General features: G+C 35.7%; 17 protein-coding genes. All 17 read right to left on the bottom strand.

Going from position 1 to position 20,163, the window contains the following annotated elements; translation table 11 throughout:
• Positions 1–22: 22 nt before the first annotated feature.
• The 17 genes from CAL6303_RS05345 to CAL6303_RS05265 all read right to left on the bottom strand — a co-directional run bounded on the left by CAL6303_RS05345 (position 23) and on the right by CAL6303_RS05265 (position 20,001).
• On the bottom strand, positions 23–1,162 hold the full coding sequence (locus CAL6303_RS05345) for a DegT/DnrJ/EryC1/StrS family aminotransferase (RefSeq protein WP_015196822.1): 1,140 nt from the start codon (positions 1,160–1,162) through the stop codon (positions 23–25).
• Positions 1,163–1,359: 197 nt separating this feature from the next.
• Positions 1,360–2,439: a peptidoglycan bridge formation glycyltransferase FemA/FemB family protein gene (locus CAL6303_RS05340; protein ID WP_015196821.1), complete on the bottom strand. Its 1,080-nt coding sequence runs from the start codon at positions 2,437–2,439 to the stop codon at positions 1,360–1,362.
• Positions 2,440–2,474: 35 nt separating this feature from the next.
• The gene (locus CAL6303_RS05335) at positions 2,475–3,374 is read right to left on the bottom strand and encodes a phytanoyl-CoA dioxygenase family protein (protein WP_015196820.1); all 900 of its coding nucleotides are present in this window, start codon (positions 3,372–3,374) and stop codon (positions 2,475–2,477) included.
• Between the two features lie 151 nt (positions 3,375–3,525).
• Positions 3,526–3,888 carry a hypothetical protein gene (locus CAL6303_RS05330; RefSeq protein ID WP_015196819.1) on the bottom strand — a complete coding sequence of 121 codons (363 nt, stop codon included), beginning with the start codon at positions 3,886–3,888 and terminating at the stop codon, positions 3,526–3,528.
• 203 nt (positions 3,889–4,091) lie between these two features.
• A complete protein-coding gene (locus tag CAL6303_RS05325) occupies positions 4,092–4,730 on the bottom strand; it encodes an acetyltransferase (protein WP_015196818.1) in 639 nt (212 codons plus the stop codon).
• 218 nt (positions 4,731–4,948) lie between these two features.
• A complete protein-coding gene (locus tag CAL6303_RS05320) occupies positions 4,949–5,584 on the bottom strand; it encodes a sugar transferase (protein ID WP_015196817.1) in 636 nt (211 codons plus the stop codon).
• Between the two features lie 277 nt (positions 5,585–5,861).
• The gene (locus CAL6303_RS05315; protein ID WP_015196816.1) at positions 5,862–7,001 is read right to left on the bottom strand and encodes a glycosyltransferase family 4 protein; all 1,140 of its coding nucleotides are present in this window, start codon (positions 6,999–7,001) and stop codon (positions 5,862–5,864) included.
• 60 nt (positions 7,002–7,061) lie between these two features.
• Positions 7,062–8,234 carry a glycosyltransferase family 4 protein gene (locus tag CAL6303_RS05310; protein ID WP_015196815.1) on the bottom strand — a complete coding sequence of 391 codons (1,173 nt, stop codon included), beginning with the start codon at positions 8,232–8,234 and terminating at the stop codon, positions 7,062–7,064.
• Positions 8,235–8,255: 21 nt separating this feature from the next.
• Complete coding sequence (locus CAL6303_RS05305) at positions 8,256–9,575, bottom strand: O-antigen polymerase (protein ID WP_015196814.1); 1,320 nt, start codon at positions 9,573–9,575, stop codon at positions 8,256–8,258.
• A 21-nt stretch (positions 9,576–9,596) separates the two neighbouring features.
• Positions 9,597–10,694, bottom strand: a complete 1,098-nt coding sequence (locus tag CAL6303_RS05300) for a glycosyltransferase (protein WP_015196813.1) — start codon at positions 10,692–10,694, stop codon at positions 9,597–9,599.
• Positions 10,695–10,735: 41 nt separating this feature from the next.
• Positions 10,736–11,866 (bottom strand): glycosyltransferase family 4 protein, encoded by a 1,131-nt coding sequence (locus CAL6303_RS05295; protein WP_015196812.1) that lies wholly within the window; start codon positions 11,864–11,866, stop codon positions 10,736–10,738.
• Between the two features lie 55 nt (positions 11,867–11,921).
• Positions 11,922–13,301 (bottom strand): murein biosynthesis integral membrane protein MurJ, encoded by a 1,380-nt coding sequence (murJ, locus tag CAL6303_RS05290; protein WP_015196811.1) that lies wholly within the window; start codon positions 13,299–13,301, stop codon positions 11,922–11,924.
• A 52-nt stretch (positions 13,302–13,353) separates the two neighbouring features.
• Positions 13,354–14,817, bottom strand: a complete 1,464-nt coding sequence (locus CAL6303_RS05285) for a DUF4832 domain-containing protein (RefSeq protein ID WP_015196810.1) — start codon at positions 14,815–14,817, stop codon at positions 13,354–13,356.
• A 29-nt stretch (positions 14,818–14,846) separates the two neighbouring features.
• Positions 14,847–16,892, bottom strand: coding sequence for a polysaccharide biosynthesis protein (locus tag CAL6303_RS05280; protein WP_015196809.1), 2,046 nt, complete (start codon positions 16,890–16,892; stop codon positions 14,847–14,849).
• 1,067 nt (positions 16,893–17,959) lie between these two features.
• Positions 17,960–18,478 (bottom strand): acetolactate synthase small subunit, encoded by a 519-nt coding sequence (ilvN, locus tag CAL6303_RS05275; protein ID WP_015196808.1) that lies wholly within the window; start codon positions 18,476–18,478, stop codon positions 17,960–17,962.
• Between the two features lie 107 nt (positions 18,479–18,585).
• Positions 18,586–19,245, bottom strand: a complete 660-nt coding sequence (locus tag CAL6303_RS05270) for a molybdenum cofactor guanylyltransferase (RefSeq protein ID WP_015196807.1) — start codon at positions 19,243–19,245, stop codon at positions 18,586–18,588.
• A gap of 522 nt (positions 19,246–19,767) precedes the next feature.
• Positions 19,768–20,001, bottom strand: coding sequence for a hypothetical protein (locus CAL6303_RS05265; protein ID WP_015196806.1), 234 nt, complete (start codon positions 19,999–20,001; stop codon positions 19,768–19,770).
• Positions 20,002–20,163 lie beyond the last annotated feature (162 nt).

Here is a 20,163-nt window from a genome sequence, read left to right as displayed (position 1 = left end):
GAAACTAGAAAAAATCTGAAAACTATGCATTTACTTGCTGATGAACAGTATAAATTGCATCAATAACTCGTTGTAATTCTTCATCTGTGAGGTTTGAACCAGAAGGTAAACATAAACCATCTTTAAATAGATTTTCTGCCACTTCTCCACCAATGGATTCGCATGATGCAAATACTGGTTGTAAATGCAATGGTTTCCACACGGGACGGGTTTCTATTTGTTGTTTGGCAAGTTCTAAACGCACATGTTCTCTATCTACACCAAATTTTTCAGCATCAATAGTTAAACATGACAACCAACGGGTGCAGGTACCAAAATCAGCCTCCGGCATAAATTTCACACCCGGTAAATTTCCCAAAGCTTGCTGATACACATCAAAATTGTGTCTTCTAGCTGCCACACGCTCGCCCAAAACCTGTAATTGTCCTCTACCAATCCCTGCTAAAACGTTACTCATGCGGTAGTTAAAGCCAATTTCTGAATGTTGGTAATGGGGTGCTGCATCCCTCGCTTGGGTTGCCAAAAATCGTGCCTTGGTGACTAATTCCGGTTGATTGGAAACTAACATTCCCCCACCAGATGTGGTGATAATTTTATTCCCATTAAAGGAGTAAATTCCAATTTTGCCAAATGTCCCGGGAGTTTTTCCCCTGTAGGTTGCACCTAAAGCTTCCGCTGCATCTTCAATCAAAGGAATCTCATATTGGTCACAAATTTGCAAAATCGGCTCAATATCAGCACTTTGTCCATATAAATGAACCAAAAGTACAACCTTGGGTAATTTACCCATTTTGGCACGTTTTTCTATAGCTTCACACAACAAATCGGGATTCATATTCCACGACTTGGTGTCACTATCTACAAATACAGGTTTGGCATTTTGATAAATGATTGGGTTAGCACTTGCTGCAAAAGTCAAAGTTGAGCAAAAAACCTCATCTCCAACACCAACATCCAATAACCGTAAAGCTAAATGAATTGCTGCTGTCCCTGAACTAACTGCTGCTGCATATGCCGCACCTGTAACTTCGCAAAACTCTTGCTCAAAAGCATCAATATGGGGACCAACGGGGGCAATCCAGTTAGTTGTAAAAGCTTCTTGTACAAATTCAAGTTCTTTCTTTCCGATATGGGGGGTAGAAAGTAAAATTGTTTTTTTCATTTTGGCTAGCTTAAATTTAATATTATTTTAAAAAAACTGGAACAAATAAAATGAAATTAATTCCTGATTTTAGGAATTTGATAGGCAAGCAATAAGTCTTACCTAATTATTTATTACCTAAGCCGAAGCATTGGAATTTCTGGTTTGTTCTTCAACTAGGCAATTATATTGTTCTTTATTTCTGATTAAAGGTAAATTCATACAGTCGAGCGATAGGCTGGAAAGAAACTTGTTTCTATAAGCTTTTCTGATTTAGTATTTAATGATTTTGCACGTAAATCTGTCAGATAATTATATTTATTCTCATCTAAAATCAAACGCAATGTCATAAATGTATGCTGGAGTTTTGAAAAGCCTTTTTTGAAAGAATAGACACTATCTTGTGATGCACCAACCCCACCTCCTAAATGTAAAAACTCATTCCCACGCGATTTAGCCCAATATCGAGCATAATCTGTCTCTAAGCTACTAGGAGATAAATGAATAAATTTATCCTTTGTTCCCCCTAAAGTACTTTGAATTATTCCACAAACTTCAGTATATATACCGACACAAGCGACTTCATTTTCGTACTCTACTATACATAAGTGGAGTTTATCTCTTAATATTTTTCCCATTTCACGATAGTAATCTAAATCAAAAGAATAATATCCTTGTGATGCTCCCACCCGATTCATTGTCTCTTGATAAATGTTTGTAAATTCATCAAGATATTCACTCAAAGGAACTATTCTTGCCTCCATTCCCAAACGTTTACATTTATTGATTGTACTTTTGTGACCAGACCTTGTTGATGACCATATTTGTGATTCAGTAATTCTTAAATCAATAGATATTGTTTGTCCATTAATTATCAAGTTATCTTCTGATAAAATCTCACAAAAATTCTCATTGAGGATTGGATGCATTCTTAAAAATACCGAACAAACTCCCTTAGAACTGAAAATTTGCTTCATTTCTCGCATTGCTTGTTTTACAAACTCTAGATTATTTTTAGCGGCTTCACTTAAGAGGATTCCGGTATAACCATAGGGTGATAAAACGTCAAAAATTTCGTTTTTAGTTGCTTGTTCGGGAACTATATCATCACAACTACGCAATAAATAAGGAACAAAAAAAATCTGATCGCCATCAGCAATCAAAATAGCTTCAGGAATTGCTTTTGTTCTTCTTGCTTCCAATAAAATATATTCAGGCAAATGATAAATATCATGCCGGATAGTTTGTAATGTTTGTGACCACAATGAATCAGTTAAGCCGATGACTTCTATTTGCATAAATTTAAATATTATTAAATACTAATTAAGACTTGCTAGCTGTATTCACATGGCATTACTTCGTCAGACCAAATTTCAGGAAATACTACCGGATCTGTGTAGTCTGGTTCCCCATTAGGTAATTTACGGCAAATTGAATCTAGAAAATGGTGAATTTGTCTACCATTATTCCAATAGGGTTGATAGCAATTTGTTTCATCTTGTAAATGAACTGCCATAGCCAAACGAACTTGGTCACTAAGATTGGGATAGCTACCATGAATGGTCCAACCATGATGAAAGCTAATCTGACCTTTTTTCATTACCATTGGAACTTCAACTACATTTTTACCCTCTTCAATATATTTTTGCAAGATTTTAGGTAAATCTTGCTGATTAAAATCCCTTAAATGTTCTGTTCCCGTCCACTTGTGGCTACCATCAACCACGACTAAGGGAGCACGGTTCTCTTCCGAATCGTAAAAAGGTATCCAAGCTGCAAGTAATTTATTGGAGGTACAGTTAGAAGAATAGGCATGATCAGTATGCCATCCTACTGCTCCCTTTCCTAGCGTCTGAGTCGGTGCTTTATAAACTAACTGGTCTTCAAATCGTCGAATACTTTTACTTCTAGTTAATCTGGCTGCGATCGCACCAATAATTGGTTGTAGAGCCAGCTGTTTCAACTCGTTTTTTTGCAAAGAGACAAATTCATTGTTGCGAATTTCATCTCCATCTCCTGACTGCCAATTACTATACCCAGTTTGAGAAGGAAGCGTGGTATCTCTTTCTCCTTGATAAAATTTTTGACTGCCAATGATTGCTTGGTCTATGATTTCATCGGGAATGACTCTGGGAGAAATGTACCAGCCATGGTCCTCGTAAAAAGTAATATCTTCCTCGGTGGGTAAAAGTGCTGCCTGCTCTGGTGATAAATAGTAAGTAGTGGTTTTCATAGAAAGATTTTTTATTGTTTTGATTTCAATTAAGCTAAGGAATGTGAATTAAATTATAAGTGCAAAACTTGGTTGAAACCTTTTTTAAACTTATCGAAGGTTAGTTAACGATTTATTCTATCGGTTTTTTTGAAATTATTGTACTACATTCTTAATACAACAAACCTTTTCCAGAACCAAAATCAACTAAAGTATACTTACTTAAAACTCTTGGAATCGACGATAAAATATTTCTAAGTGTTTTCAAAGGAAGTGGATCGTAAATAACTCCATATTCTCTATTCTTGCTTTTTATAGTTAGTTTAGTTAAGTGAATAGAACCGCAGGTATCAACATTATATTTTTTATCAAATTCCTTATCAAAGTATAGACCTACAAGTCTACGTAATAAGGGAAAACCATTTTTTAATATATCCTGAGCTAGTTCTAAAAAAGTACGTTCACTCACAAACTGACGTATTTTTACAAGGATAGATGCAGGATTATCAACATTTTCTTTAAGTTTGAAAATCATAGTCAGACTCCTTGCAAAATCAAATTTATTGCCCAATATAGCACAACATTAATTGGTCACTTTATGATTCAAGCATTTTTCTCGTGCTAATTGTCTTTATTCATTCCTTAGCTTATAGTAATTGAAATATTCACCATTTAGAGTATTCCAAATTGCTTCTTGAGAAAGTCGCGTTCAGCCAAAATATATTGAAAATACAGTGTTTATTCTGAGTAATTAGTCTGAACCACTTTTGCAGGACAACCATATGCTAAACATCGTGATGGCAAGAATGTAACTACTACTGAACCTGCACCACAGGTTGTATATTCTTCAATATATATATTTGGAATGACTTTTGATCCAACCCCTAAGAATACTCCTTTTCCCAACTTTACTGTACCGCAGAGGTGACATCCTGGTGATATATGACAATAATCTTCAATAATACAATCATGATCAATAGTTGCTCCTGTATTTATGATGACATGATTTCCAATTTTTGAGTCTGTATTAATCACAGAATTAGACATAATTACCGTACCGGAAGCAATTTCTACACCGCAACCAATTTGGGCGGAAGGATGAATTGCAGTAGTAAATGAATAACCATAATTATCTAGTTTTTTGGCAATATGACGACGAATTTGATTATTCCCAATTGCCACAATCCATTGACTGCGATCGCATTCAATTTCTGCTAGTATTTCCGGTGAGTTTTTTTTTACAGGTATACCATGAATATGGGTTAATCCTAATGGTGGATTGTCATCAACAAAAGCTGTTACTTTTCTCTCCTGTTTACATAAAATATCTGAAATAACTTTTGCATGTCCACCACAACCATATAAATATATATCCATACTTATCCCCTAAAGGAAAACAGTTATTACCAAAAATTTTTACGAAAAAAATATTATCTTCTATTGATAAAAGTTCTAACTGTTTCTCTGGAAACCTAAAGCTTGATGTTGACTAGTTCTGAACATTGACTTGACTGTTTTCACTCACGAAATAAATGAGAAGCATTGATTGAGGAACTATAAAAATCCGACAAATCAATTAATTAATTTTCCTGCAATTAACCTTTAAATTCTTCTGATGTGGCATAACCTTCTTGGCTAATCCCATCTTGCTGTAATACCTTGAAGACTGTCATAGCAAATATCTTCAAATCCAGTAACAAATTCCAGTTATCTACATACCAGATATCCCACTTAAACTTGTCTTCCCAACCAATGGTATTACGACCATTTACTTGTGCCCATCCTGTAATTCCAGGCTTTACTTCATGACGACGTGCTTGTTCTGGCGTGTAGCGATCAAGGTACTGAACTAGTAATGGACGCGGACCGATAAAACTCATATCACCCTTGACCACATTCCAGAGTTGGGGGAGTTCATCCAAGCTAGTCTTACGCAGCAACTGTCCAAAAGCAGTCAAACGCTTTTCATCAGGGAGAAGATTACCTTGTTTGTCTCTCCCATCTGTCATGGTGCGGAACTTATAAAACTGAAAAATCTTGGAGTCTTTACCTGGACGGGCTTGGGTAAATACCACTGGACTACCCATTTTGAAGTAAATAGCGATCGCAATTACCAACATCACTGGTGATAGCAACAATAATGCAGTGGCTGCCACTATCCGGTCAAATGCATACTTGATAAATCGAATACGATTTAACCAACTAATAAATCGAAGATTTCCACTAATCATACTTGTATATCCTTATACTTTATACCATCAGCAATCCCTGTAGACTCTTTAGAGTCGCTATTGTGATGAATGCTTACTAAGTCGTAGCGGCAAAACATCTGCATTCGGGAAAAATAAGCATTGAAATTCCTCAGCAACCTTGATTTGATTGCAGCATGTTAGATATTCAAAAGTTTGCAATTACTGACCCATGGAGAGTGTATCCGGATTAAAGGCAGATCTGTTGCCAATCTGGCATTAAATATTTTGTGGATAAAATTCTGTTAGACCTGTAACACTATACAGATAAAGCCTCCGCATACAATTGGTCATGTAACTTAATCACTTGTTCTAGTTCAAATACTGCCATGCGATCGCGTCCCCGCTGCGCTACAATACCAGCTTCTATAGGGTTGTCTAGCACGTAAGCGATCGCATTAGACAAACCTTCTACATCTCCAACTTCCACCAAAAATCCACAACCATCTTTTAATAAATCCTGAGTTCCACGAATTGAAGTACCAATCACAGGAGTTCCCAAACTCATAGACTCCATTACACATCTAGGTAAACCTTCCTGCTCTGAAGCCAGTAGAGTAGCCGTTGCTACGCGCATTAAAGTCGGGATATCTTGGCGTAATCCCAAAAAGCGCACTTGCTTCTGTACCCCCAATTCAGACGTTAACTCTTGCATTTTGTCCATCAGTGGACCATCTCCAGCAAAAGCCAAGCAAACTTCAGACTTAGCTAGTTTGGCAAATGCTCTTAGTACATCTTCAGGATGTTTACGAGGTATCAACTCAGCTACCGACAGCAACAGTTGTGTCTCTGCTGTTAAACCTAATTCCTGACGTACCTCCTCAACTTCTCTATCAGAAATCTTATCAGGATTGTAATAGTCTAAATCTACCCCAATTCCTGGCATATAGCAGAGATGCTGGGGTGAGACTAGCTGATGACGTTTTGCTGCTGCTTCATCCTCATGGTTAATCACAACTAAATAGTCTGTCCAATTACCCGCAAACTTTTCCAAACTCCGAAAAACAGCATTTTTCAGAGGTTTTCCAGCAGGATGAAAATGAAACCCGTGAGCGGTGTAGATAACTTTGGTTTTGAGTTGCTTTCGCAGATTTCTCAGTGCATAGCGCGTAACAAAAGCCGCAACTGGGGTATGTACATGCACGATGTCATACTGTCCTCTAGTAACAATCTCTTGAATTGCACTGGGGGTTTTGAGAAAGTTACGGGGATCTAGAGGATTACGCGACCATTCCACATCCCATACACGATCAAAAACCTGATGACAGCGATCACAAGCAGAAATCCCACAAGCGATCGCATCAACTTGCCAACCTTGATTACGAAAATGTTGGGCAAATGGTAGTAAGAATGCACGTAAAGTAGCGGGAATTGTTGCTACCATTAGAATTTTTTTCATTTTTGCCTTTATAAAATTGTTTAGGAGTTAAATTGGCACATATCATCAATTTCCACAGATTTAACAACTCTCATACAAATGTTCATATTTAGATACTATAGAATCCAATGAAAATGAGTTAATAACTCTGGAACGAGCAGCTATTCCTAATTTGTCTCTCGCTTCCATATCCATAGCAATTAATTCTTGCCAAGCATCTGCTAAGGCTTCTGGATTCCTTGGAGGAACAACTTTTCCTGTATCACCTACAATCCAACTAGCATCACCAACATCCGTCACCACACAAGGTACACCACAAGACATTGATTCTCCTACAATTAGGGGAAAGGCTTCCCCGTAAGCTGAAGCCATTGTCATAATATCTAAAGCTGGAATAATGTTAGGGATATCTTGACGTTCTCCTAACAAATAAGTTTTATCTTCTAATCCTAACTGCTTAATTTTATCAAGTAGAAAATCATTTTTATTATCAACATTAGTCCCTGCCAAAACAAATTTAACATCGGGAAATTTTTGAGATAACAATACAGATGCATTCAGAAAGTTAAGATGATCTTTCATCGGGTGAAAGCGGCACATCAAACCAATTAAAATACAATCTTTTGATAAATTTAATTCCTTTCTAAACTTTAATCTCGATTCGACCGATGGTTGAAATGATAAAACATCAAAACCATTAGGAATAACACAACTATTTTCACAGCTATACCCTATCGCCTCATGCTGTAGTTTACTATTTTTGGAAACAAAAATAGTTTTAGCGATAAATCTAGAAAAATATCCACATACCCTAATGATTACTCTAGTCATACTTTTTTCTAATTCTAGAGATTTAATTGAGTGGTGAATACTCCAATAAACATGACTAGGGTTTGATGAGAATAAATTAGCAAAATAAGCTGCTAAATTACCATGGTACATCCACCCTTGAATCACATCTGGTTTGACTTCATTAACAATCTTCATTAATTGCCTGAAAGTATTTGGAGTTGGTACCCCTCTTTTCATTCCCAAGGAGTACACAGTAATTCCTAAATTTTCTAATGGAATCCCAAAGGTTCCGTAATCCATCAGCGAAACAACGCTTGCTTGAAAACGTTGTTTATTTATCTTAGTAAGTAACTGGTAAAGCATTACTTCTGCACCGCCAGTACCAAGTCCAGTAATAATAAATATCACAACAATAGGTTTGTTGTTAGAGGTATTATGATTAGATAGTGAGATTTCATTCATGATTTAAAAAAAAGATAAATATCAAACAGTGGAAGTTTTGTTGATAATAAACAGTAATGCAAAGATAGATGTTAACAGAGCAAAATTACTGGTAAGAAAAATTCGTGGATCTCCTGCTGGTTGGAAATCTATCCAGATTATTGCAACTAAAGGGTATAAAAAAATCATCCAATCTATTTTATTTAAATGATTAACTAGAACTATTTCTATGTAACGACCAATCCAACCATATATATATGTGACTAAAACCAAACCTAACCATGAAAAGCTGTAAATTCCAAATGCTAAAAAAGCTGATGGAATTTCAAAATCATTCGTTCCCACAATGAATTCAGTATTGTAATAAGAAACAGTATTTGGTTTTTCAAAATTTAGAATTTTTTGTGGGATGAAAGAAATAAACCCATAAAACCAATCAACAAATAATCGCATATCATAGTTACTGGTAAAAGAAGCATCAAGTGAATGTATGGGATATGCAAAATTTGATAATATTTTCAAGAACCCTGAGCCAGAATCATCTTCTCTAGATTCGGAAAAGGTATTGACAACCCCATCCAAACCTTCAGATATTGCGCTTAAGCTCCAAAATAATTGTTTGCCAAATAATATAAATAATAAACTGAAGCCAGCAATTGATAAAAAGGGTAAAGAAAAAAGACGTTTTGTTTTTAAGGTATAAGCAAAGCAAAAAACTAATAAATAATATATAAATTGAGCACGACCAGCTGATATAGAAGTTGCAATAAAAGCAGATAAAAAAGACAAACAAAGTCCCAAAATATTTTTCAATTTATATTTAGTATTTTTATTAAAAAGCAGAGAATAACTAAATAAATAAGATGACATAAAACAATAATTCATCAAATGCTTGAAAAATAGTAAAGGACCACTATCTAATAAGCTTGAACGAATTAATGTAGCATTAGTTAATGCATTAATTACACCACCAAATTGCATACCATATATATGAATAGATAGCATAGAGATAATTAGCAAGGTAAAGGCATATAAGATTATTGTCTTATCACCGTTGCTTTTAATAATTACCTTTTTTCCTAATCTTTGTGCTGATTTAGAAAAAAAACCAAAAAGTACAAAAAAATATCCTATATAAACAGCTATTAAAGTTTTTATATTACTGCTATAAATTTTATCTGATATACTCAGTTCATACCTTGAGTTACCTATATCTGCTTCTAAAAAAAAGCCAGGTAAAGGGTAAAGTAATACAAAAATAATATGAAATAGTGTTAAAAAATCAGGCTTCAATATTTTTTTTCTATTAAATTCTACAAAAAAAATAAAAAAGATTAGACCTAGGTATGCACTGGCTAGCATATTCTTATTCCTTTTATAATTTTACGCATATCCCAATAATTTTAGATATTTATTAGTTCCCTGTTCAATGGAAAAATCAAGAATCTTTTGCTTTAAAATATCCCTGTTTAAAGGTGATTCAAGTAAATCTGACATAGCAGACGATAATGCTCTTGGATCCCCAACTGGAACTAAAGATCCATATTTACCTGCTTCTAAAATTTCACTTGGACCACTAGGACAATCAGTTGCAATGACAGGACACCCACAAGCCATTGCTTCAATTAAGACAGTTGGTAAACCTTCCCAGCGGGATGATAGCACATATCCATTTGCTCGGCTCATATATGCATATGGGTTATCAACAAATCCAGGTAAAGAAACATCTTCCCTCACTCCTAGTTTATTAATCAGTTCTTCTAATTCACTTCGTTTTTCACCCTCACCTAGAATAAGCAAACGAGCATGTCTTTGTTTTCTTAAAAGTGCAAAAGCTTGGATCAAATTCATAAAATCTTTCTGCTCTGTCAACCGTCCTACAGCTAAAAATACAGGTGGTGAACCTTTTCTAAACCACGGATGATCCAAAGATGATTTGGCTTTATTAATCAAATCAAAATCAACAATCGGATTATATATAGTACGAACTTTTCCTTTACTTAGATTTAGCTGACATTCCAAATCTTGGGACACACCTTGTGAAACACCTACGATAGTATCGGCATAAGGATAAAGTTTTCTCATTAATGGAGTAAAAAACCTAGCTCGTATTAACTTGGATTTAGACGCGGATAATGTATTATGTTCTACAAGTATAACTTTGCTTTCGGTGCGAGATATTTTCTTTGCTAAAACAGTAGCTAAGTTAGCCTCACTTAAATGAGAAATAATAGCATCCGGCTTGTGCTTTCGTAAGTAATTCGATAGAGGTAGAATAGATTTTAGCGATCGTCCGGCTGCTAAGTTAATCACCCTAACTTTGTCTGGTATTTGACTCAGATATGGTCCATCTGCATTAATTAAAACTAAATCCAGAGAAACATTAGTCTTCAACATCCCTTTGAGCAGATTAATAACTATTTTTTCTGCTCCACCACCATGCAAATTAGGTATAAAAGTAGCAATTTTTTTGATAGCCATAGTTTTTATTAATTAGATTAGATAATTATTTAATATAAATTTTAATTCTTTTTTCTATCGACTGTTTTGTCAACTAACTTTTCCCAAGATTGAACAATTTTTTTTAATTCAAATCTCTCAATTCCTTCTGAGGCATTTTTACTTAGACGTTGACGTTCCTGTGGATCAGATATTAACCGAGCAATTGCTGTACTTAAAGACGATATATTTTCATTTTCTACTAAAATTCCATCTATTCCGTCACGAATAATTTCTCTAGGTCCACTAGGACAATCAGTTGATATTACAGGTAAACCACATGCCATTGCTTCGATAATAACATTTCCAAATCCTTCATAACGAGAAGATAAAACAAATATATCTGCACATTTTAAAATAGGAAATGGATTATGAAGTCTTCCTGGGAATACTACTTTATCATTTAAACCCAAATAGTCTCGCCTACTTTCCAGTTCTAAACGAAGCTCTCCTTCTCCTAAAATTAGTAGTTGCCAATCAGGATAAATACCTGCAATCTTGTGAAAAGCATCTAATAAAATATCAAAACCCTTTTGCTCAGTTAAGCGACCCATTGCCACTATCAATTTTTTGTTTTTATCCAAACCTGGTATCTCGGAAAATATATTGGTATTGTCACAGCTTGTATCTATATTTATGGCTAATGGGTTATAAATTATGGCTCTTTGTTTTTTAGGCAACCAATAAAAATATTCATCAACACCTTTACTTGTACTCACTACTTGATTAGCAAGAGGATAAGTTAATCTTCGCAAGTACTTCCATATACTTTCTGTGGCAACATCTGGATTATTTTGCTCACTAACAAACACTGGATACTTTGTATTAACCAAAGCTAGCAATGTTAAAATGTTAGTTGTATCTAAAATTGATATAACAATATCAGGATTAATTTCTGCAACTGTTTTTCTTACGACCCAAAGGCGATAAATATTATTAAAAATTCTTTCAATGAATGTTGATGAGTTTTTAGCAATATCTAATGCCCTAACATTAATTTTATCAGGCAGATTGTAAAAATATGACTTATCGCTAGAAATGCTAATTAAAGATACTTCATACCCTTTATTGATAAAACCTTCAGAAAGTAGAATTATAGCTCGTTCTGCGCCTCCTGAACTTAAACTTGGTGTTATAAATGTTATGTGTGCCATAAACTATATTGGGGTGAATAATTATTTGTAAAGGATAAATATGAAATGAAAGTCATCAAGAAATATTGACTTTGCTAGTTTGGGGTAATTTTTTAATCACATAGATAAGTAAGTAAGAAAAGCAAAACATATATATACAACTTGTTGATAAGGCAATGCCTTTAATTCCCATCCAATGTATAAAAACAAAGTTCAACGAAATATTTATAGCTAGATTAAAAATTGATACTTTGACAAGTACGTGATTAAAAGTTAACGAATTAATCAATATAACTACCAAAATATTAGCGATATAAAAAGGTATCTGTAGTGCAAAACATGCTTGAATTTGAGACACTAATTCCGCATCAGATGCTGTAAAAGAACCTTTTTCTAATAAGAACTTAATTATATTTTGTGAGAACAGAATGATAAATATAGTTAAAGGTAATGTAGTTGCAAATATAAGGGATAGATAGCGCTTGAGGGTATGACGTACACCAGCCCAATCTTCATGGGCAATCATTTTTGAAAAGTAAGGAGTAACAACGGTTCTTAATGCAGTAACAGCTAGGTTTATGGGTAATACGGTTAATTTATTACCATAACTTAGTGCTGCAACACTTCCAGGTGCTAACATCGCAGCCATCGAGTCATCCACTAAACCAGCACTTGAGATTAGACATGCACCAGCAATAATTGGTCTATATACGTTAGTTATATGACGCAGATTGTTATTAAAACCATACCATCTTGGTACCACTGAAGTGCCTTGTTTATGTAGTGCAAAGCCGATAACAATAACTTCTAAAAATGTGCCACATAATAAACCTCCTGTTAAAGCAAATGCCCCCAGTGAATTAGTAAGTAGCAGAAATAAGACGCTAGTAGTGGGAGTAATGATTGGAGTAATGGAGGTCAATGCGAAACGTTCACCTGCATTTAAAATGGCTCCCCACACAGTAATCACTCCAGATAAGATAATTACTGGTGCGATCGCATACAGAAGCTGAAAAGTTAAATCTAGTTTTTCGAGGCTGAAGCCTGTAGCTATTTTTGGCAAATACAATGGTGCGCTAATCAATAATAGTACTGTTGTCAATACAAGTACTCCTACCCCGCAAAAAGTTGCTCCAGAAAAAAGTTCTTGAGCAGCTTCCTTACCTTCTTGCTCACGGACTCGAATATAAGTAGGAATCAAAGCAGCATTAAATGACCCCGCTACTACATTAATAATGAATGCTGGAACTACATAAGCAATTAAAAAACAATCAAGTGCATCCCCAATGCCAAATTTCCAGGCAACAATTAATTCTTTTGCGATAGTCACTATTTTCACAAAAGCTGTGATCAAGATAACTGTCACTGCCGAACCAAATATTTTTCGGTTAGTTGATCCGCTAGTTAGATTATTCCAGAATCCAAAAATTGTTTTGTAATTTACTTTTTTTGTCATTGATATTTATTCCCATCAACACATCATATAACTATTAAAGTTCTGAAAGTTTTCATCGTGGCTTAAAAAAATATTGACCTGAATAGGTATTATTTTTATTAAAATCTACAGTCACTGTATGCAACAAAGAATTATAACCTGTAGAATTTTCCCAAACATCTTTATTGGCAAACCTAATTGAATATTCTGGACGCTTATATAGTTTGGGGGACATATCCGGTAAGTTTAATAAAACTTGATAACTCCCGGTATTTATCGACTCTGGAATACCGGCAGTAATGTCAATAGTTTTTTTCTGATTGTGTATCCAGGTTCCAAGATTTTGCTCTATAACTAAATAATATTCATCTTGAGTTTCTATGTTTCGTAATATTATCTCTATTTGATGTTGATTGTAAGGACTAGCCCATCCACTGTTATTAATTTCTAATTTGATTGAAAAAATACCGCCCGGATTTGATTTTTGTGTAATTGTTGAACTGAGTAAATTGAAACGGTAGCCTAATTTTTTACTAATTGTGTCGATACAGCCTTGCAATTTCCATTTGTTAAATATTTCTTTACCATCTTTAATACTTGTATTTAGTGTACTCCAGCGCATTTGTTCTAATTCTCTTAATGCGTTTGAACAATCATAATATTTGCCTGTATGATCTGTACTTGTAAGGGTACATACTTCTCCACCTTGTAAGACATACATATTTTCCTTATTTAAAAATTTTTTTTGTTGAGCTATCTCAAATGAATCGATACTTTTGTATGTTCCTCCGTCATCTATATCAGCTAAAAAACAATCATTATGAAATCCGACTCTTGCTCTATTACTCAGGTTAAGAGCTTCTTCTTCTGTCAAATTGTTATTATTTTGAAAAATATCTGTTTTATCATGCGGATATCGAATCGCTACCATTCTCTGACTTGGCAAAACCGCTAAAATTTTGAGCAATATTTCTCTTTTAATACTAATATCTTGATCTAAGCCATTTGTAGAACTATGCCATTCTCCCCAACGACCTATAAATCCTGCTTCCATATAGGCAATTACATCATAATTTTTTTGTAAAATAGGCTTTAATTGCTCAATATGAGATAATATGATATCTTTTGGAGCATCAGCATTATCTTCAAGCCAATTATAGGAAAAACGAATAATCATTTTTAGCCCTGCTTGTCGAGATAGGTTGCAGTCATTAGATATCATAGTCAGATAATTTTCAGAGATTTGCTTATCTCTAAATTCTGATAGAAGATAGATGCGTTTTATTAAGGAAATTCTATCCTGTTTAATTTTTTGTAAATCAATCAAATTTAAAGGATATACTTTGTCTTTTTGGTCATTTTCTAGTGGATCAAATGATACATAAAAACCTCGTTCTGGATTTTCAAAATTTTCATCGCTAACTTCATAATATGTAGTGATACTAGTTGAAGCACCTGTAGGTAATATAGTTTGATATGCAAATAAAATTACCAAAAACATCAGTATCAAACATTGTATATATCTTTCTAGCTTCATTAAAGCTGACCACCTTAATAATTTCTAGTTTATACTCTTCGCGGATGAATATTGCTTAATAAAGTATCACTTGATGTCGTATTACTGATATTTTTTATCAAGGCATCAGAAAATGAATTATTACCTAAATACTTCGGTTTATAACCTGGTACTATTTGCTCTAACAAAAACATGATGGAGTTTGTATCGTTCTTAGTGGCAGACTGACATAAAGCATCTACTGTAATGCCCAAGTTTCTGGGAATAATTCTGCTAGCATTCCTCACCATAAACAGCTTTTCATGTTCGGTTGGATCGTATTCTTCTCCTTCAATAAACAACTCTTCAAATAGCTTTTCCCCTGGTCTAAGTCCGGTGAACTTAATTTCAATATCTTTGTTAACTTCGTACCCAGAAAGACGAATTAGTTCCTCTGCTAAATCAACAATCTTCACAGGTTCACCCATATTCAACATTAATACTTCACCTCCACGTCCAAGTACTGCTGCTTGCAGGACTAATTGAACTGCTTCGGGAATAGTCATGAAGTAGCGACAAATATCAGGATGGGTAACTGTGATCGGTCCACCTGCGGCAATTTGTTGTTTAAATGTGGGTACAACGCTACCCCGACTGCCAAGAACATTGCCAAAGCGGACGGCAACGTATGCTTTGCCACTTTGTTTTGCTGCTTCCAAAACTAACATCTCGGCAACTCGCTTGCTAGCACCCATGACATTTGTAGGATTGACTGCTTTGTCGGTGGAAATCATCACGAAATGATTGACGTTGTACTGCAATGCTAAGGTGACTAGATTTTGAGTCCCGATGACGTTGTTTGTGATGGCTTCTCCAGGATTTGTCTCCATCAGAGGGACGTGCTTATGTGCAGCTGCATGGAATACGACATCGGGCTGGAATTTCTCAAAAGCATGTTTAAGTCTGTCTCGAAACCGAATATCGGCAATGAATGTGAGTATATCGGGTGTATGTCCTTGAACTTTGCCATCATGCTTGAGGACTTGAACAACTTGTTGAAGTTCTTGCTGAATGTTGAATATGGAGTTTTCACCATGTCCCAGGAGTATAATTTGTGATGGTTGGCATTTGAGGATTTGCCGGGAGAGTTCGCTACCAATGGAACCACCTGCACCTGTAATTAAAACTTTCTTCCCTTTGATGAATTGGGATACCTGGTGAACGTCTGTTTGAACTGGTTCACGACGGAGTAAATCTTCGATGCGAACATCTCTGATGCTTTCTACTCGAACACGTCCGTTAAGAATCTCATGAATTCCAGGTAAGGTACTGGTGTGAATCCCTGTTGCTTGACAGATGTCAACTATTTCCCGAATCACTTGCCCAGCTACGGTTGGCATGGCAATGATAACTCGATGGATACCCATTATCTGGACTATTTCCGGAATGCGATCGCATCCTCCCACAACTGGGATACCACGGATCCTCAAGTTTAGCTTTTGGGGATCATCGTCAATGAAGGCAACCGGACGCAACCCTAGTTGTGGACTACGTTGCATATCTTCAACTAACGAAATGCCTGCACTTCCCGCACCTATTATCAATACTGGTTGTTGAGGATTGAATACTGACCTTCTCTGTTTAATTCGCTCTGTCACACGAAAACTAAATCTCAATCCACCAATAAATACACATGATAGTAATCCATCGATAAATGGTAGTGATTGTGGTAGTTCATCAACCGTAAATGGCACTGTACTATCAAGAATATCAAACACGATTGCCTGAACTACCACTGCTGATGCAGTCAAGACAATTACATATACTAATTCTTCGATACTTGCATAGCGCCAGTAACGGCGATAAAAACCAAGGCTCCAGAAAACAGAAATTTTAATAAGTATGAATAGTGCTGTTGCAATAGTTAAATCTGATAGGTATTCCTGGATGCTAAGATTCCCATCCAATCTTAATATCAGTGCTAACAAAGGGGTAATAGAAAAGATAATAATATCTAGGCAAAATAGATGACGATTTCGCAATTTTAACAATTTACTGGATAGGCTATTGAGCAATTTTTGAACAATCCAGTGGGAAATAAAAAATAACAAGTTCATATCCGTCAAACCCTCCTAGAGAAAAATTTCATCATCTGAGTGCCGAATAATTTTATTTGGACTGGAACTAGTAAAACATGGTTGGCTATATATTATTAATTAAATAATACTGCTGACCAGCTAACTTCTATAGAAACATTAGCTACCTATAGCTATCTATCTATTAAATTCAATTAGATGAAGTCTTCACTACCAAAGCTGATTTTTGAAAACTCAAGTTACTATCTTTCCATCTATATACAGCTTACATTTAAATTCTATTTAAGTTGCTTGATCTACATTCTCAACATCTAAAATTATGATTTGTGATAAGGCTTTGGTAAACATCTAAATTAATATTTTATCTATATAGATATTTAAATGTACTTCACATTCGCTAATTGCTCACTTACTTCGTAATACAACTATTTAGTTTTATAGTAATTATTTATGACATACGACTCGATATCCTCAATAAAATTTTTTAAAAATGAACTTTATCTCACAAGGCAAGTTGTCAGATACTTAAACTGAAGGTGTTTAAGGTCATTATTAATAAATGCTGCTTTTTATCTATCTGTAGTCTTTGTATCAGTTTTCAATATTTATTTTGTGCCAATTTGGCAGAACTTTGATGCAGAAGTTGAATAACCTGATCTCTGCTGTCTATAAATTACGCAATTTGGCACCGGGAATTATATTTTTTTATAGCATTGACTAAACTATAGTGAGAATATTTTTCACTCACAGGTCTTGGAAAGGGTAAAAATAATCAAAAAGTCAGACTAAGTGACTATTTGTAGGGTGTGTGACGCTACGACAATATAATCAGGGAATCATTAATATTTCTAGCGTCACGCACCGATGATAACTACGGTTCGATTGGTACGTTATTAAAAAGCAAGTCTCTAATAATTTACCAAGTAAACTTTGAGCGTCTTGATAAAGTTTATGACTTATTAGTCGTACCCGGCATTTTTGGGCAGCCCACTAGATAAATCCCCGCATTGTAAAATTCTGTGTCAGTCACAAAATCTCTCAATAATTTGGGAATCTGAATACTTTCGTTGAAAAAAGTACTAATTTTTCTAAACCTTAGCTTCCAACGACTTGAGTAATTCTGTGTTGACTCCAGATTCCCGTGTCAGGGCAATTTTTCCAGTACGGGCAATTTCTTTGAGACCAAACTTTTGTAGTACTTGAACAATCGCCACCATTTTACCAGGATCACCCACGACTTCAAGAGTCAATGAATCTTCAGCAACATCTACGACTCGCGCTCTAAATATTTGAGCTAGTTCGACAATTTCCGAACGATTGCCACTACTTGCATTTACCTTCAACAGCATCAACTCCCGTTCAACACAGGGTGTTTCTGTTATATCTAGGACTTTGAGGACGTTAATTAATTTGTACAGCTGTTTGGTGAGTTGTTCAATAATGCGGTCATCACCGGGTACAACCATCGTGATTCTGGAAATTCCTGATTTCTCAGCAGGTCCAACGGCAAGGCTTTCAATATTAAAGCCACGGCGGGCAAATAAACCAGCGATGCGAGAGAGAACTCCTGCTTCGTCTTCTACAAGTACGGAAAGGGTGTGTTTCATGATTGCCTACGCAAGCTAGGATGGGGAATGAATATCCTGCAATGCTGACTGGAGTGTGATAGTGAAAGTTTAGAAGTCTATTTTAAACTTAAACCTGTACGGAATTTCTATTTATTTTCAAATTTAGTTGCGTTGATTTTTCTGACATCTTCTAGTGTGTTGCAGTTAAAGAAAATTTCCGGGACAGAATCAGGTAAAACAGCAACGGGATTTTGTGCCAACCATTTTTGGAAAGAACGTCCACCCTGATTGATAAATTCGTTCAAATGAGGTAAGCAAAGTTGGCGGTAAAAGCCACATAGGGGTTCCCAACCTTTGTCATGTTTGACAAGTGCAGCGATGAAATGGTCTTCTGTTTGAGTTAATTTATTTGCCCAGGCTTTGAGAGTTTGCACATCTAAATTTGGTAAATCACAAGCAAGTAATAGTACCCACTCTGTTTCTACTGTTGCTAATGCTTGGGCAAAGCCCACAAGTGGTCCATGGTTTTGAATATCGTTAAATTCCTCTGATATATGCATTTCTTGTACAAAATTACAAGTATGCGGCAACAATTGTTGATAACGTTCTTGCCAAGGGGTCACTACTAGGACTCGCTGGGAGCAAGATGCAGCAACTTCATAGACTTTTTGCAGAAGGGGTATTCCATTAATTTGCATTAGGGCTTTATCTTGCCCCATTCGTGAACTTTTCCCTCCAGCTAAGATAATGGCTGTTAGAGAAACTTCCTCTGACTTAGTGAGTCCGTCGGTAGAATCAATTTCCATAGTGCTAGTGGTATGTCAATAGGACTTACGCAATAGTAACGAGGAAACAAGACTTTGAGTAGGCGTAAGCCAGCCCTTCGGGCTTATGTTACTCTACGTAGCTTGCTTCTCCGGAGGAGTGAAGCCGTTCGCGCAGCTTGTCGCTTTGCGACTCAACATCTACCTTACGTCGCAATGACGTAACTGCGTAGTGATTGCGTAAGTCGTGATTTAATTAGAATTCTCTAAAAATATGTTGTAATTTCGTTAGTATTTCGGTAAAGCAATATTTACACAGCCTAGAGTAAGCCTGATCCATACAGGGGGAGGTGTAAGCTGATGTGCAACAAGCCCTACATAAGCCAAAAACACAAAATAATTGTAGTGCGGGCAGCGTTCGATGGTTCCTGAGCCTGTCGGAACGAAGTGTACCGGAGGTAAGGACTGAGCGCTCACGCCGAAGTCTTGCCCGTGTCTTATATATAGTGTCTTATATAAAAATTAGATGCGTGGCAGCTAACTCTGATAACGTTAGCTCTGTAGCTAATCAGAATTAGAATTTGGAGGAAGCAGCACGATATTAGTAGTGGGAGTGGTTGTTGCTAAGTTTGAGCGACGCAAGTCTTTGGCACTTTGAATTTTTGCCAAGGGCATGACATTTGGAGTTTCGCTCAATGATGGTATTGGCTTGCTGGGGATTGAGGTGTTTGAACTAATGGCTGCTAAAAGGTGAAGTAAAAAAGTGATGATGGCAGCTTGTATGAGTTTTTCCAGCATAGCTTCTCTCTCCAGGGGGATGACAGCAAAAGTAAAAGTGTTATGTGCCAATTTACTTTGTACTTGGATCTACCGATTGGATTAGATCATATCCGGATGAATTGGGCTAAAAATGGCGATAATGTTACAAATCAACACTATAAAGGAATATTTAAGGATTTT

The organism is Calothrix sp. PCC 6303 (assembly GCF_000317435.1).
In the GTDB taxonomy this organism is placed as follows: domain Bacteria; phylum Cyanobacteriota; class Cyanobacteriia; order Cyanobacteriales; family Nostocaceae; genus PCC-6303.
This window is presented reverse-complemented; position numbering and strand designations above follow the sequence as displayed.

Coding starts and splice junctions, on each gene's coding strand:
- CAL6303_RS05345 (WP_015196822.1), bottom strand. CDS start 1,162: ATGAAAAAAACAATTTTACTTTCTACCCCCCATATCGGAAAGAAAGAA.
- CAL6303_RS05280 (WP_015196809.1), bottom strand. CDS start 16,892: ATGAACTTGTTATTTTTTATTTCCCACTGGATTGTTCAAAAATTGCTC.
- CAL6303_RS05295 (WP_015196812.1), bottom strand. CDS start 11,866: ATGGCACACATAACATTTATAACACCAAGTTTAAGTTCAGGAGGCGCA.
- CAL6303_RS05270 (WP_015196807.1), bottom strand. CDS start 19,245: ATGGAAATTGATTCTACCGACGGACTCACTAAGTCAGAGGAAGTTTCT.
- CAL6303_RS05300 (WP_015196813.1), bottom strand. CDS start 10,694: ATGGCTATCAAAAAAATTGCTACTTTTATACCTAATTTGCATGGTGGT.
- CAL6303_RS05325 (WP_015196818.1), bottom strand. CDS start 4,730: ATGGATATATATTTATATGGTTGTGGTGGACATGCAAAAGTTATTTCA.
- ilvN (WP_015196808.1), bottom strand. CDS start 18,478: ATGAAACACACCCTTTCCGTACTTGTAGAAGACGAAGCAGGAGTTCTC.
- murJ (WP_015196811.1), bottom strand. CDS start 13,301: ATGACAAAAAAAGTAAATTACAAAACAATTTTTGGATTCTGGAATAAT.
- CAL6303_RS05335 (WP_015196820.1), bottom strand. CDS start 3,374: ATGAAAACCACTACTTACTATTTATCACCAGAGCAGGCAGCACTTTTA.
- CAL6303_RS05320 (WP_015196817.1), bottom strand. CDS start 5,584: ATGATTAGTGGAAATCTTCGATTTATTAGTTGGTTAAATCGTATTCGA.
- CAL6303_RS05305 (WP_015196814.1), bottom strand. CDS start 9,575: ATGCTAGCCAGTGCATACCTAGGTCTAATCTTTTTTATTTTTTTTGTA.
- CAL6303_RS05330 (WP_015196819.1), bottom strand. CDS start 3,888: ATGATTTTCAAACTTAAAGAAAATGTTGATAATCCTGCATCTATCCTT.
- CAL6303_RS05265 (WP_015196806.1), bottom strand. CDS start 20,001: ATGCTGGAAAAACTCATACAAGCTGCCATCATCACTTTTTTACTTCAC.
- CAL6303_RS05285 (WP_015196810.1), bottom strand. CDS start 14,817: ATGAAGCTAGAAAGATATATACAATGTTTGATACTGATGTTTTTGGTA.
- CAL6303_RS05340 (WP_015196821.1), bottom strand. CDS start 2,439: ATGCAAATAGAAGTCATCGGCTTAACTGATTCATTGTGGTCACAAACA.
- CAL6303_RS05315 (WP_015196816.1), bottom strand. CDS start 7,001: ATGAAAAAAATTCTAATGGTAGCAACAATTCCCGCTACTTTACGTGCA.
- CAL6303_RS05310 (WP_015196815.1), bottom strand. CDS start 8,234: ATGAATGAAATCTCACTATCTAATCATAATACCTCTAACAACAAACCT.